At 73.4% G+C, this 13,905-nt stretch carries 10 protein-coding genes; 5 read left to right on the forward strand and 5 right to left on the reverse strand.

Going from position 1 to position 13,905, the window contains the following annotated elements:
• Both KIK08_RS16155 and KIK08_RS16160 read left to right on the forward strand, forming a co-directional pair.
• On the forward strand, positions 1 to 490 hold a 490-nt coding region (locus KIK08_RS16155; RefSeq protein ID WP_214403980.1), incomplete at its 5' end, for a hypothetical protein.
• Between the two features lie 195 nt (positions 491 to 685).
• On the forward strand, positions 686 to 2,083 hold the full coding sequence (locus KIK08_RS16160; RefSeq protein WP_214403981.1) for a PepSY-associated TM helix domain-containing protein: 1,398 nt from the start codon (positions 686 to 688) through the stop codon (positions 2,081 to 2,083).
• Between the two features lie 144 nt (positions 2,084 to 2,227).
• On the opposite strand, the gene KIK08_RS16165 is transcribed toward KIK08_RS16160, so the two are convergent.
• On the reverse strand, positions 2,228 to 3,595 hold the full coding sequence (locus KIK08_RS16165) for an Nramp family divalent metal transporter (protein WP_214403982.1): 1,368 nt from the start codon (positions 3,593 to 3,595) through the stop codon (positions 2,228 to 2,230).
• A 244-nt stretch (positions 3,596 to 3,839) separates the two neighbouring features.
• On the opposite strand from KIK08_RS16165, the gene KIK08_RS16170 reads away from it, so the two are divergent.
• The 3 genes from KIK08_RS16170 to KIK08_RS16180 all read left to right on the forward strand — a co-directional run bounded on the left by KIK08_RS16170 (position 3,840) and on the right by KIK08_RS16180 (position 7,343).
• Positions 3,840 to 4,103, forward strand: coding sequence for a hypothetical protein (locus tag KIK08_RS16170; protein WP_214403983.1), 264 nt, complete (start codon positions 3,840 to 3,842; stop codon positions 4,101 to 4,103).
• Between the two features lie 91 nt (positions 4,104 to 4,194).
• Positions 4,195 to 6,957, forward strand: a complete 2,763-nt coding sequence (locus KIK08_RS16175; RefSeq protein WP_214403984.1) for an FtsK/SpoIIIE domain-containing protein — start codon at positions 4,195 to 4,197, stop codon at positions 6,955 to 6,957.
• Entirely contained in the window at positions 6,954 to 7,343 is a 390-nt protein-coding gene (locus KIK08_RS16180) for a hypothetical protein (protein ID WP_214403985.1), read from the forward strand. The genes KIK08_RS16175 and KIK08_RS16180 overlap by 4 nt, the downstream gene beginning before the upstream one ends.
• A gap of 6 nt (positions 7,344 to 7,349) precedes the next feature.
• On the opposite strand, the gene KIK08_RS16185 is transcribed toward KIK08_RS16180, so the two are convergent.
• The 4 genes from KIK08_RS16185 to KIK08_RS16200 all read right to left on the reverse strand — a co-directional run bounded on the left by KIK08_RS16185 (position 7,350) and on the right by KIK08_RS16200 (position 13,903).
• On the reverse strand, positions 7,350 to 7,529 hold the full coding sequence (locus KIK08_RS16185; protein ID WP_214403986.1) for a DUF6104 family protein: 180 nt from the start codon (positions 7,527 to 7,529) through the stop codon (positions 7,350 to 7,352).
• Between the two features lie 96 nt (positions 7,530 to 7,625).
• Positions 7,626 to 11,408, reverse strand: a complete 3,783-nt coding sequence (locus KIK08_RS16190; protein WP_250557123.1) for a multifunctional oxoglutarate decarboxylase/oxoglutarate dehydrogenase thiamine pyrophosphate-binding subunit/dihydrolipoyllysine-residue succinyltransferase subunit — start codon at positions 11,406 to 11,408, stop codon at positions 7,626 to 7,628.
• Positions 11,409 to 11,615: 207 nt separating this feature from the next.
• The gene (locus tag KIK08_RS16195; RefSeq protein WP_214403988.1) at positions 11,616 to 12,410 is read right to left on the reverse strand and encodes a hypothetical protein; all 795 of its coding nucleotides are present in this window, start codon (positions 12,408 to 12,410) and stop codon (positions 11,616 to 11,618) included.
• A gap of 461 nt (positions 12,411 to 12,871) precedes the next feature.
• Positions 12,872 to 13,903 carry an LLM class F420-dependent oxidoreductase gene (locus KIK08_RS16200; RefSeq protein WP_214403989.1) on the reverse strand — a complete coding sequence of 344 codons (1,032 nt, stop codon included), beginning with the start codon at positions 13,901 to 13,903 and terminating at the stop codon, positions 12,872 to 12,874.
• Positions 13,904 to 13,905: the final 2 nt, after the last annotated feature.

Consider the following 13,905-nt stretch of genomic DNA (forward strand, 5'->3'; position numbering starts at 1 on the left):
CGGATTCGCGGCCGGGCTCGCCGTCACCTCCGCCGTCCTCGCGCACGCCGCCGGCGGCGGGTCCGTCGACGCGGGCGGCGCAGCGTGGGCCTTCGCCGCGCTCGTCGGCCCGTCCTGGTGGCTGGCCCGCCGGGAGCGGGGCTGGGGCGCCCTCGCGCTGACCCAGCTCGGCGCCCAGCAGCTCGTCCACCTCCTGCTCACCCAGACCGGCGAGCACGCCGGCCACGCCGGCCACGTGCTGGTCGCCGCCGACCTGATGCTCTACGCCCACCTGGCCGCCGCCGCGCTGACCGGCGCCTGGCTGCGCTGGGGCGAGCGCAGGGCGTGGGCGGCCGTGCGCCGGTTCCTGCTGGTCGTGCTGCCGCTCGCGGCGCGGGTCGCCGCGTCGCCCGCGGCCGCGCTGCCGTTCCCGCCGGTCCAGCACCCCGCCGGAGCGCTGCTGCGCCACGCCGCCCCGCGTCGTGGCCCACCGGTGCCCGCCGCCTCCTGATCCTCCCCGCCCGGAGTTCAGGAAAGCCACGATGCTGCCCCCTGCGGGCAGCATCGTGGCTTTCCTGAACCGGGTGGGTCGTCCCCGGCTGCGGTCGGGACCGCCGGCTGCCCCGAGCGGAGCGCGACCCCGCGCCCGCCCTCGCGGCGCGCCGCCGTCCCGCCGCGCCGCTCCCCGTCCTGCCTGGAGACACCCGTGACCACGACCGCCGGCCCACCGGACACCCCGACCACCACCGCGGAGCCGCCCACCCCGACCCCGACCAGCCCCGGCCCGTGGGCGCAGCTGCGCCCGCTCGTGCTGCGCCTGCACTTCTACGCCGGGGTGCTGGTCGCCCCGTTCCTGCTCGTCGTCAGCCTCACCGGGCTGGCCTACGTGTTCAGCCCGCAGCTGTCCGACCTCGTGCACGGCGAGCAACTGCTGGCCCCCGACCCCGCCGCCCCCGCCCGCCCGCTCGACGAGCAGGTGGCCGCGGCCGTCGCCGCGCTGCCGGACGGCACCCTCGCCGACGTCGTCGCCCACACCGACCCGACCCGCAGCACGGCCGTCACCTTCGACGTGGCCGGCCTCCCCGCCGACCACCAGCGCACCGTCTACGTCGACCCGGGCTCGTCACGGGTGCTGGGCACCCTCGACACCTGGTTCGGCTACCCGCCGCTGCAGACCACCCTGGACGACCTGCACCGCCACCTCCTGCTCGGCGAGCCGGGCAGGCTCTACTCCGAGGCGGCGGCCAGCTGGCTGCCGGTCCTGGTGGTCGGCGGGCTGGCGCTGTGGTTCGGCCGCCGCCGCGCCCGCCGCCGCGACCTCGTGCTGCCGCCGATGCAGGCCAAGCCCGGGCGCGCCCGCATCCGCGGCTGGCACGCCGTGACCGCGCTCTGGTTGACCGTCGGCCTCGCCTTCATCAGCGTCACCGGGCTGACCTGGTCGACCTACGCGGGGGAGCGCTTCCAGGCGGTGGTGACCGCGTTCGACGGGTCGACGCCCGCGCTGAGCACCGAGTCGGTGCCCGCGCGGCCGGGCGCCACCCCGATCGGCGTCGGCGAGGCCGTCGACCGGGCCCGGGCGGCCGGGCTGGTCGACCGCCTCGTCGTGACGGCGCCCGCCGGGCCGGGCGGCGTCTACACCGTCGCCGAGGACGCCGACGGCATCCCGGTCCAGCGCGACAAGGTTGCCCTCGACCCGTACACGGGCGACGTCCTCGAGACCGTGCTCTGGGCCGACTACCCCCTGCTGGCCACGCTCACCACCATCGGCGTCTCCGCGCACATGGGCCTGCTGTTCGGGCTGCCCAACCAGCTGCTGCTGGCCGCGCTGGCCGTCGGCCTGCTGGGCGTGCTGTTCTGGGGGTACCGGATGGCCTGGCTGCGCAGGCCCACCCGGGCGGGCGCCCGGCTGTCCGCCCCGGCCCCGCGCGGCACGATCCGGGCGCTCACCCAGCCGATGGCGTTCCTCGTCGTGCTGGCGGCGGTGGCCTACGGCTGGCTGGCGCCGCTGTTCGGGCTCAGCTTGTTGGCGTTCGTCCTGGCCGACGCCGCCCTCGGCGCCCTCGCCCACCACCACCGCCGCACCCGCACCCGAACCCGCCCCTGACCCCGCCCCTGACCCCGCCCCTGACCCCGCCCCGTTGAGTTCAGGAAAGCCACGATGCTGCCCTCTGCGGGCAGCATCGTGGCTTTCCTGAACTTGGGTCACGGGCGGGGTGGGCGAGGGCGCGGGGTGGGTGACGGGCGGCGGTCAGGTGAGGCGGTCGATGACGTCGTAGACGAACAGGACGACGAAGAGCGCCGAGGCCGCGGCGAGCATCGCGTTGGACAGCCAACCCGAGCGCCCGTCGCGGGCGATCCGCCGCGAGTTCAGCAGCAGGATCAGCGAGATCCCGAGGAACGGCATGAACGCCGCGCCGAGCACGCCGTACACCAGGGTGACCGCGAACGGTCGGTCGATGAACAGCAGGCCCATCGGGGGCAGGGTCAGCCACAGCAGGTACCCGCGGAACGGCAGGCTGCGCTCGGCCTCGCTGGCCCGGTAGCCGGTCGCGGTGCCGTCCGGGGTCCCGGCGAGCGCGGTGTTCGCGGCGTCGGTGTCGCCCTCGGCCGTCCCCGCCGCCGCCGGCACGCCGACCTCGGCCTTCGCGCCGTGCGGCAGCCGGATCGTCCGGGTCCAGTCGGCGAACAGCAGGCTGACGCCGTTCCAGACGCCCAGCAGCGAGGTCCAGGTGACGGCGAGGAAGCCGATCAGGAACAGGATCCGGGCCCACTCGCCGTACCGTGCGCCGAGTTCGTCGCCCAGGGTCAGCAGGCCGGTGTCGCTGGCGGTGAGCTCCTGGCCGAGCAGGATCTCGGCGCCGACGACCAGCATCGCGATGACGAAGATGCCGGTCATCACGTAGCCGATGGTGTTGTCCAACCGCATCATCGACAGCCAGCCGGTGCCCTTCCAGCCCTTGGCGATCATCCAGTAGCCGTAGGCGGCCATCGTGATGGTGCCGCCGACGCCGCCGATCAGGCCCAGCACGTAGACGACCGAGCCCTCCGGCAGCCGGGGGACCAGCCCGTTCGCCACGTCGAGCAGGTTCGGCGCGGCCAGCACCGCGATCGACACCACCGACACGAACTTGATCAGCACCAGCACGGTGATGAACTTCTCGAAGACCTCGTAGCGCTGGATCCAGACCAGCACCAGGCCCAGCACGCCGGCGATCATCGCCCAGTACCGCACCGACAGCCCGCCGAACAGGGCGTTGAGCGGCAGCCCGACGGCCGACATCGCGGTGGCGCCGTAGACGAAGCCCCAGATGACGATGTAGACGCCGAAGAAGACGGTGGCCCAGTAGCCCAGCCGCCGCCAGCCGTCGAGCAGGGTGCTGCCCGAGGCCAGGTGCCAGCGCCCGACGCCCTCGGCCAGCGCCAGCTTGAGCACGGTGCCCAGCACCGCGGCCCACAGCAGGAGCATGCCGTACTGGGCGCCGGCCACCATGGTGGCGACCAGGTCGCCGGCGCCGACGCCGGTGGCCGCGGCCAGCAGGCCGGGTCCGACCTGCTTGAGCCGGGCCCGCGCGCCGGTGGGCGGGGACGGGGTGGGGGTCGCGGTGGGCTCGGTCATGGCTCTCTCCTCGTCGTGGGGGAGAAACGGGTGCCGCGGTGAACCGACCGTAGATGCGGTGCTCACGCCGCGCACGCCCCGACATCGGCGCGTTCCGGCCACGAGCACCGCCGCGACCCCGGCGGCCCGAGGGCGACTTCGGCCCAGTCGGGGAGATCCATGCAAGTGCGGGTCTGTGCGCGACCGCGGGACGGATTAGATTCAACAGCGGCAGGTGCGGCAGGACGGCAGGGAGCCCCGGGGGATGACGAGCAGCATCGATGAGGTCAAGTCGGGCATCATGCAGGCCTGCAGCCAGATCTCGGAGAGCAACGGAGCGTTGCAGCAGGCCAACTCGGCCCTGCAGCAGGCGCAGGGCACGTTGCAGCGGGTCACCCAGGGCACCTCGCAGGCCGACGTGTCCGAGGCCATCGCGTTGCTCAACCGGGCGATGGACGGGGTCCAGGAGGTCCAGCAGGCCGCCGACGCGGCCGTCCAGGCGGCCGAGGGCGTCGCCGCCCGGCTGTGAACCGGCGCACCGGGGCGGGTCGCCGATGAGCCCGCGGCAGTGCGGCCCCGCTGCCGCGGCGGCCCCCGGCGCCCGCGGGCGGCCGTAGCCGGTGGCGGTCTTCGGGTTCGGGCGCCGCCGGCGCATCCGGGAGGCCTACGACGCCCTGTGCGCGGCTATCGCGACCGCGCTCGGCGGCGCCGAGACGGCCGCCGAACGGGTCCGGCGCGCGCACCTGGACGCGGTCGTCGAACTGCTGCTGCGCGAGAAGGGGGTGGCCGCCGCGCGGGCCGACCCGGCCCTGGCCAGGCTGCTGACCAGCTCCGGGGTGGCCGACGTGGTGGCCAGGGTCGAGCGCGACGCGAGCGCGCTGGCCGTGCCCGCCGAGGTGCCGGCGCGGCTGTCCGCGATCGTCGAGGCCGCGGCGCCCGGCCCGGCGGGCGAGCGCGGCGCGGGCTGGTTGGAGCGCACCCGCACCGGCGACCTCGACGGCACCGGCGAGCTGCCCTCGCTGTGGCGGGTCGGCACCGGCCGGCTCGGCGGTTCCCCGCCGTTCGACGTGGCCGTCCCGCTGCTGGACGAGTCGCACCTGCAGGTCATCACGGCCGCCGGCCGGCGCGAGGCCGGGATCGCGGTGGTGCAGGGCGTGCTGATGCGGGTGCTGAGCACCGTCGCGCCGGGCACGGCCCTGCTGCACGTGTGGGACGTCGGCCAGCTCACCGGCCCGCTGCCCGACCTGCACCCGCTCACCCGCACCGGCCTGCTGACCGTGCACGACCCGAGCGGGCTGGCCCCGCTGCTGGAGGAGCTGTCCGACCGCATCCGCCGGGTGCACAACCGGGTCCTGGTCGACGGCCAGCCGTCGCTGCGCGCGCTCGCCCAGGAGACCGGCAAGCGTGACGAACCGTGGGTTATCGCGGTGCTGGTGGGCAACGGCCAGGCGCTGCCCGACGAGGAGGACCGCCAGCTGCAGCGGATCGCGCGCGGCGGGTTGGCCTGCGGGGTGCACCTGGTGCTCGTCGACGTGCCGATCGCGATGGGCGCCCCGGTGGAGACCATCACCCTGGCCACCAACGGGCTGGTGACCACCTCGATGACCGGGGCGCACGCGCCGGTCGAGCCGGACGCGCCCCTGGAGCCGTCCGCGGTCGCCGCGGCCTGCCACCGGATCGCCGACGAGCACGACGTCCGCCGGGCGCGGATCGGCACCTTCGTCGACCTGCTGCCCGACCAGCCCGGCACCCAGCAGTCGCTGGTCGGGCTGCACGCGCCGATCGGGTTCACCGAAGGCCGCAGCCGCGAGCTGGCGCTGATCGACGCCTCCCCGCACGCGCTCATCGGCGGGCCAAGCGGCTCGGGGAAAACGAACCTGCTGCTCGCCATGATCGCGTCGATGGCCAGCCGGTACGGCCCCGACGAGCTGGAGCTGTACCTGCTGGACTTCAAGGAGGGGGTGTCGTTCGCCCAGCTCGCCCCCGGCCGCCAGGACGGCTCCTGGCTGCCGCACGCCCGGCTGATCGGCATCAACATCAACACCGATCGCGAGTTCGGGCTGGCGCTGCTGCGCTTCCTCTCCGACGAGATGCGCCGCCGCGCCGAGGCGGCCAAGGAGTACGAGGTCACCAAGCTGGAGGACCTGCGCCGCGAGCTGGCCGAGCGGGCCGAGCGCGGCGAGCTGCGCCCCGGGGAGAACACGCGCTGGCCGCGGATCGTGGCCGTGATCGACGAGTTCCAGTACCTGTTCGCCTCCCGCGACTCGGTCACCCGGGACGCCGTGCGGTTGCTGGAGGACGTCGCCCGCCGCGGCCGGTCCCAGGGCATCCACCTGGTGCTGGCCAGCCAGGACGTGTCCGGGATCGAGGCGTTCTGGGGCCGTCCGGCGATCTTCGAGCAGTTCGTGGTGCGGATCGCGCTGCCACGGGCCCGGCGCATCCTCGACGAGCGCAACGAGGCCGCGCTCGACCTGCCCCGCTGGCACGCCGTCGTCAACCACGAGTCCGGGATGCGGCACGGCAACGAGATCGTGCGGGTGCCCAACGCGAGCGTCCGCGGCACCGTCGACGTCGTCCAGCGCCACCTGCACGCCCGCTACGCCGACCACCCGCCGCCGCGGCTGTTCGACGGCACCCGCGCGCCGCTCACCGAGGACCTGCTGGCCGACGCGCGCCCCGACGGCGAACCGGTCGCACTCGTCGGGCAGTGCATCGACGTGGCCGGCAGCCCGGCCGTCGTCCGGCTGCCCGACGTGCCGGGCCGCAACATCGGCGTGCTCGGGCCCGGCCTGCAGGACGCCGTGCGGCTGCTGGACTGCGCCGGCGCCGCGCTCGCCGCGACCCACCAGTACGGCACCGCCGAGGCCGTGCTGGTGCCGCTGGTCGTCGACGCCCGCAAACCCGCCGACGGGCTCGCGACCCGGTTCACCGACCACGGCCACAGCACCCGGACGGTGCCGCTGGAGGAGTTCGGCCAGTGGCTGCGCGAGGTGGCCGCCGACATCACCACCCGGCTCGCCGGGACGCCGGGGCCCCCCGTCGTCGTGGTCCTCTACGCCGCCGACGCCGCCGACTCCGTGCTCGACCGGGCCGGCACCGAGGCCCTGCGCACGCTCATCCACTTCGGCCCCGAGGTCGGGGTGCACGTCCTGGGGTGGTGGCGCAGCGTGCCCCGGCTCAAGGCGCTGCTGATGATGGGCGCCGCGGCCGACGACATCGGCGCGTGGGTCGCGCTCGACGTGCAGGGCAGCGAACTGCAGACCCTGGTCCCCGGCATGCTGCTGACCTGGTCGCCGCGCCCCGGTCGCGGCCTGTGGTTCGACCGCGCGCGGCACGCCGACCCCGAGGTGGTCATCGTCCCGATCCCGGAGGTGGACCGGTGAGCACCGGCGACCCGCTGCGCAAGCGCCCGGCGGAGTCCCCCGCCGCCGCCTACAAGAAGGCGATCCGGGAGGTCACCGGGGGCATGGAAGGGGAGGTGAAGCGCAACGAGGAGCGCGTGCGGCAGCTGCGCGAGCGCATCGCCGACCTCGACCGCGACCTCTCCACCGCCGCCGACCGCAGGCTGCTCGTCCGGATCGCCGCCAACCTCGCCTGGGAGGACGCGCTGGAAGCGCTGTGGGTGGAGTCCTGGATGACGATGAAGCCGTTCCCCAAGCCCGACCGCATGGCCAAGGCAGGCGACGCCATGGAGCTGGCCGCGGAGATCGAGCGGAAGGCGGCGGACCTGCTGGCCGCCGTGCGGGGGCGCAGCGTCGACCGCCACTGACCCGGCTCAGTCCAGGTCGTCCTCGTCGTCGCGGGCCAGGAACGTGGCCAGCCGCTCGACGGCGTCCTCGAACTGCGGGTTGAGGTCGACGAACGCGCGCAGCCGCAGGGCCAGCCACTCGACGTCGAGCTGCTCGCCCTCGCGGCGCTGGGTCAGCTCCTCGATGCCCCGGTCGGTGAAGTACACGGCGACAGGTTAGCCGCCCCCCTGGTTCAGGAAAGCCACGATGCTGCCCGCAGAGGGCAGCATCGTGGCTTTCCTGAACTACGGAGCGCGCGGGGATCAGCCCTCGAACGCCGCCTCCATGATGGCGTTCTGCTCCACCTCGTGGACCTTGGACGAGCCCGCGGCGGGCGCGGCCATGCGGCGGCGGCTGACGCGCTTGATCCCGACCAGCCTGGGCAGCTTCTCGGGCAGCTCGAGCCCGAAGAACGGCCAGGCGCCCTGGTTGGCCGGCTCCTCCTGGACCCAGCGGACGTCCTCGGCGTTCGGGTAGCGCTCCAGCACCGAGGCGAGCTGGCGGTCGGGCACCGGGTAGAGCTGCTCGATCCGGACCACCGCGGTGTCGGTGATGCCGCGCTTCTCGACCTGCGCCGCCAGCTCGTAGTAGATCTTGCCGGTGCACAGCAGCACCTTGCGCACGCCGGTGGCGCCGCCCTCGGCACTGCGGTAGCGCGGGTCGTCGACGACCGTGCGGAACCGGCCGCCGGTGAAGTCCGACAGCGGGCTGACCACGGCCCGGTTGCGCAGCATCGACTTCGGGGTGAAGACGATCAGCGGGCGCTGGATGCCGTCGAGGGCGTGCCGGCGCAGCAGGTGGAAGTAGTTCGCCGGCTCGCTCGGGTAGGCCACCGTCATCGAGCCCTCCGCGCACAGCTGGAGGAACCGCTCGATGCGCCCGGACGAGTGGTCCGGGCCCTGACCCTCCATGCCGTGCGGCAGCAGCAGCGCGACGTCGGAGGTCTGGCCCCACTTGGCCTCACCGGAGGAGATGAACTCGTCGATGATCGACTGGGCGCCGTTGACGAAGTCGCCGAACTGGGCCTCCCAGGCCACGAACGCGTTCGGGTTGGCCACCGAGTAGCCGTACTCGAAGCCGACCGCGGCGAACTCCGAGAGCGCCGAGTCGTAGGGCAGGAAGCGCTCCTGGCCCTCCGACAGGTTGCGCAGCGGGTAGTACTCCTCGCCGGTCTTGCGGTCGATGACCACCGAGTGCCGCTGGACGAACGTGCCGCGCCGGGTGTCCTGCCCGGACAGCCGCACCAGCTTGCCGTCCATCACCAGCGAACCCATCGCGATCAGCTCGCCGAAGGCCCAGTCGACGTTGCCCTCGCGCGACATCTGGTGGCGCCGCTGCAGCACCGGCTTGACCCGCGGGTGCACGGTGAAGCCCTCGGGCAGCTCGACGTGCGCGTCGCCGATGCGGTGGATGACCTCCAGCGGGACCGAGGTGTCCAGGTCCGGCGGGACCAGCTGCTCGTGCTCGACCGACGGGCTCACCCTGGCCGGGGTCTTCTCCAGCTCGCGGACCTCGTTGAACACGTGCTCCAGCTGGTTGGAGAAGTCCTTGAGCGCGTGCTCGGCCTCCTCCATGGAGATGTCGCCGCGGCCGATCAGCGACTCGGTGTAGATCTTGCGGACGCTGCGCTTGGCGTCGATCACGTCGTACATCGACGGCTGGGTCATCGAGGGGTCGTCGCCCTCGTTGTGGCCCCGGCGCCGGTAGCAGATCATGTCGATCACGACGTCGTTGTGCCAGCGCTCGCGGTAGTCCACGGCCAGCTTGGCCACCCAGACGCAGGCCTCGGGGTCGTCGCCGTTCACGTGGAAGACCGGGGCGCCGATCATCTTGGCGACGTCGGTGCAGTAGGTGGAGCTGCGCGAGTGCTCCGGGGCGGTGGTGAAGCCGACCTGGTTGTTGACCACCACGTGCACGGTGCCGCCGGTGCGGTAGCCGCGCAGCAGGGCCAGGTTGAGCGTCTCGGCGACCACGCCCTGCCCGGCGAACGCGGCGTCGCCGTGCATCATCAGCGGCAGCACCGTGTAGCCGTTGTCGTGGCCCTTGTCGAGCAGGTCCTGCTTGGCCCGCACGATGCCCTCGAGGACCGGGTCGACGGCCTCCAGGTGCGACGGGTTGGACGCCAGCGAGACCACGGTCTCGCCGTCGCCGAACATCCGGAAGTACTTGCCCTCGGCGCCCAGGTGGTACTTCACGTCGCCGGAGCCGTGCGCCTGGCCCGGGTCGAGGTTGCCCTCGAACTCGCGGAAGATCTGGCTGATCGGCTTGCCGACGATGTTGGCCAGCACGTTGAGCCGGCCGCGGTGCGGCATGCCGATGACGACCTCGTCGAGCTCGTGCTCGGCGGCCTTGTCCAGCACCGAGTCGAGCAGCGGGATGACGGTCTCGCCGCCCTCCAGCGAGAACCGCTTCTGCCCGACGTACTTGGTCTGCAGGAACGTCTCGAACGCCTCGGCCGCGTTGAGCTTGCTGAGCACGTACTTCTGCTCGGCGGCGCTGGGCTTCTGGTGCGGCACCTCGATCCGGTCCTGCAGCCACTGGCGCTGCTCCGGGTCGGAGATGTGCATGTACTCGGTGCCGATGGTGCGGCAGTACGAGTCGCGCAGCAGGCCCAGCACGTCGCGCAGCTTCATGTGCTGCTGGCCGCCGAAGCCGCCCACGGCGAACTCGCGGTCGAGGTCCCACAGGGTGAGGCCGTGGCTGAGCACGTCGAGGTCGGGGTGGCGGCGCTGGCGGTAGTTGAGCGGGTCGGTGTCGGCCATCAGGTGGCCGCGGGTGCGGTAGGCGTCGATCAGCTCGATCACCCGGGCGGTCTTGTCGACCGCGCCCTCGGGGATGTCCTGCACCCAGCGGATCGGCTCGTAGGGCACCCGCAGCGAGCGGAAGATGCCGTCGTAGAACTCGTCGTCGCCGAGCAGCAGCCGGTGCACGCGGCGCAGGAAGTCGCCGGACTCGGCGCCCTGGATGATCCGGTGGTCGTAGGTCGAGGTCAGCGTGATGATCTTGCTGACGCCGATCTCGGCCAGCCGCTCCTCGCTGGCGCCCTGGAACTCCGCGGGGTACTCCATCGCGCCCACGCCGATGATCGCGCCCTGGCCCTGCATCAGCCGCGGCACCGAGTGGTTGGTGCCCAGCGTGCCCGGGTTGGTCAGGCTGATCGTGGTGCCGGCGAAGTCCTCGGCCTGCAGCGCGCCGTTGCGCGCCTTGCGCACGATGTCCTCGTAGGCCGACCAGAACTGGGCGAAGTTCATCGCCTCGCAGCCCTTGATGGACACGACGACCAGCGAGCGCTGCCCGTTGCGGCCCGGCAGGTCGATCGCCAGGCCCAGGTTGACGTGCTCTGGCTGGACCACCGCGGGCTTGCCGTCGGCCTCGGTGAAGTGGCGGTTCATCACCGGGAAGTCGGCCAGCGCCTTGACCACGGCGAACCCGATGAGGTGGGTGAAGGAGATCTTCCCGCCGCGGGTGCGCTTGAGCTGGTTGTTGATCACGACCCGGTTGTCGGCCAGCAGCTTGGCCGGCACCGCGCGGACGCTGGTCGCGGTGGGCACGGTCAGCGACGCGTTCATGTTCTTGACGACCGCGTTCGCGGCGCCGCGCAGCGGGGTCGTGGAGCCCTCGTCGGCGGCCGCCGCCGGCCGGGCGGCGCGGGAGTTGCTGCCGGCCGCGGGCTTCGCCTTCGGGGCCGACTTCTGCGCCGACTTCTGCTCGGCCCGGCTCGGTGCCGCGCCGTTCGTCGAGGGCATCGCCTCGCGGTCGGCCACGCGGCGGCGCTCGGTGGGCTCGGCCCGCTCCGCGGTGGGGGTGGGCGCCGGCGGGACCGCCGACCGGGTGGGCCGCCCGTTCGCGGCCGACTCCTTCGCGCTCGTCGTGGCCGTGGCGCGGCCGGACCCCTCGTCCGTGCTCTTCCCGCCGGCCGCGTCCGTCGCCTCGGCGGCGTCGTCGACGTCCGCGCCGGCCTCGGCGTCGGTCGGGCGGTAGTCGGCGAAGAACTCGTGCCAGGCCGGGTCGACCGTCTCGGGGTCGTCGAGGAAGCGCTGGTACATCTCCTCGACGAGCCACTCGTTGGGCCCGAACTGGCCGGCTGGACTGGAGGTACTACTGGTGGACACGCTGAGGACCGCCTCTATCGGATCGCATCGTCATCACCGAGGACTGCCTCCAGGTTAGCCCTCCGGACATGGGGCGCATACCGCACACCGGGCCGCGGCGCCACCCCCCGGGACCCCCCGCCGGGGTGGTGTTCGGCGTTCTCACGCCGTGCTGGCCTCGGGGCGCAGACCGGGCCCGTCGACGACGGCCGTGCGCACCGCCGTGGTGCTGATGACGGTGCCGGCGGGCAGCCCGGCGCGGGAGTCGGCGCGCACCGTGTCGCGCTCGCCGGCGAAGCGGCCGTCGCTCGGGTCGATCAGCAGCTCGGAGCGGGTGGGCCCGGCGTCGTGCACGAGGGCGAGGCAGTCCTGCCCGTCCAGGTTCACCGCCCGCCCGATGCTCACCGACGGCAGCCCGGTCAGCGCCTTGTACAGCGCCGAGCGCAGCGGGGCCGGGACCAGCCCGGTGCGCAGCGCGGTCACCGCCGCCGCGAACGGCCCGAACCAGCTGCCGGGGTTGTCGTCGACGAGCTGGTCGAGCAGCCGCTGCGGGTCGAGCGGCAGGCGGCGGAAGAACTGCGGGCTCGGGTCCTTCCAGCTGCCCCGCGGGGCCGGGCCGGGGCTCGCGCACTGCCCGTCGGGCCGCAGGTCGCGGTCGAGGTCCAGGTCGACGTCGTAGTCCTGGTAGCCGGCCGAGGTGTCGAAGGCGCCGTGCGGCGCGGCGAAGATGCCGACCGGCGCGACATCGCGCAGGTCGAAGCCGTCCTCCAGGGCCTGCTGGGCCGACCCGGTCAGCCACCGCTGGCCGCCGGTCAGCTCGCGCACCAGCAGCCAGTCGCGCTCGGTCTGCTTGGGGACCCACAGGCGCAGCCGCTGCTCGGAGAGGAACTGGTGCGGGCCGAACGTACCGAGCCACCAGGCGTGCGTCTCGACGTACCGGTACTGATCAGGCCTCACCGGTCGGTCGGACACGGCGAGAGCGAGGTCGAGCAACGGGGGCGCTCCTGCGTTCGGGGGCGGGGGTCGGGTTCGAGTGTGGGCCCTCACGTTCCGTCAGCGACAACAGGGGCCCGAAGTGGCCGCCCGGGTCAGTTCCGCCACCGCTGGAGCAACGCGAGGCGGGAGGTCACGCAGCGTGCGCCGGACGGGCGGCCATCCGGGTGATGGGGGAAGTCCCGGTGGGCCGGCCGCATGGTTCGGGTGTAGCGGACCGGGCGAACGGTGGTCAAGCCCGGGTGCAAGCGAGCCCGCTCGGCCCCCTGCCGGCCCACCGAGCCGCCGACCCACGTCGCAGAGTGTCTGTACCCGGCGCAGGGTCCCCGGCGTCTGCGCCGGGTACGGAAAGTCTGCGACGTCGGGTTGTGGATCACCGGCGGTGGCGCCGCGCAGGCGCCTCGGGCCCGGCGCCCCGGTTCACCTCAGCTCAGCCACTCCTTGACCGTGGCGATCAGCTTCGGGACGTCCGTGCCGACCGGGTTGAGCTGCAGGTGCGTCACCCCGGCCTCGCGCAGCGCCTCGATCCGCTCCTTCACCTGCCCGGGCGGGCCGATCAGGGTGGTGCGGTCGATGTAGTCGGCGGGGAGGGCGGCGGCGGCCTCCTCCTTGCGGCCGTCGAGGTAGAGGTCCTGGACCAGCTTCGCCTCGTCCGCGTAGCCCTGGCGCTGGAAGACCGTGTTGTAGAAGTTGCGCCCGCGCGCGCCCATGCCGCCGATGTAGAGGGCGGACACCCCGCGGGCCGCGGCCCGGGCGGTGTCGAAGAACTCCTCCTCCAGCGCCAGGATGCCGCCGCCGGCGATCTGCAGCGTGCCCAGTTCGGGTGCGCGCTTGGCCAGGCCCGCCCTGAGGGCGGGGCCGAAGATCTCGGTCAGCTTCTCCGGGAGCACGGAGATCGGCAGCCAGCCCTGGGCCATCTCCGCGGTCATCTCCAGGTTCTTGTCGCCGAGCGCGGCCACCCAGATCGGGATGTCGGCGCGCTTCGGGTGGTTGATGATCTTCAGCGGCTTGCCCAGGCCGGTGCCCTGGTCCTCGGGCAGCGGGATCTTGTAGAGACCGTCGTGCTGCACGCGCTCGCGCCGCCACACCGAGCGGCAGATCTCGATGACCTCGCGGGTGCGCGCCACCGGCTTGTCGTAGGGGACGCCGTGGAAGCCCTCGATGACCTGCGGCCCGGACGCGCCCAGGCCGAGGATGATCCGGCCGCCGGACAGCGCGTCCAGCCCGGCCGCGGTCATCGCCGTCAGCGACGGCGTGCGCGTGTAGATGGGCAGGATCCCCGACCCGATCTGCACCCGCTCGGTCTTGGCGGCCAGGTAGCCCATGAGCGACACCGCGTCGAAGCTGTAGGCCTCCGGCACCCACACCACGTCGATCCCGGCCCGTTCCAGGGCGACCGCCTTGTCGGCACCGGCGACCGGGTCGTCGCTGTACTGGAGCATCGTCGACAGCAGCATGC

Origin of the sequence: Pseudonocardia lacus (assembly GCF_018531445.1) — a bacterium.
GTDB classification, from domain to species: domain Bacteria; phylum Actinomycetota; class Actinomycetes; order Mycobacteriales; family Pseudonocardiaceae; genus Pseudonocardia; species Pseudonocardia lacus.

Coding starts and splice junctions, on each gene's coding strand:
- KIK08_RS16165 (WP_214403982.1), bottom strand. CDS start 3,595: ATGACCGAGCCCACCGCGACCCCCACCCCGTCCCCGCCCACCGGCGCG.
- KIK08_RS16170 (WP_214403983.1), top strand. CDS start 3,840: ATGACGAGCAGCATCGATGAGGTCAAGTCGGGCATCATGCAGGCCTGC.
- KIK08_RS16190 (WP_250557123.1), bottom strand. CDS start 11,408: ATGTACCAGCGCTTCCTCGACGACCCCGAGACGGTCGACCCGGCCTGG.
- KIK08_RS16200 (WP_214403989.1), bottom strand. CDS start 13,903: ATGCTGCTGTCGACGATGCTCCAGTACAGCGACGACCCGGTCGCCGGT.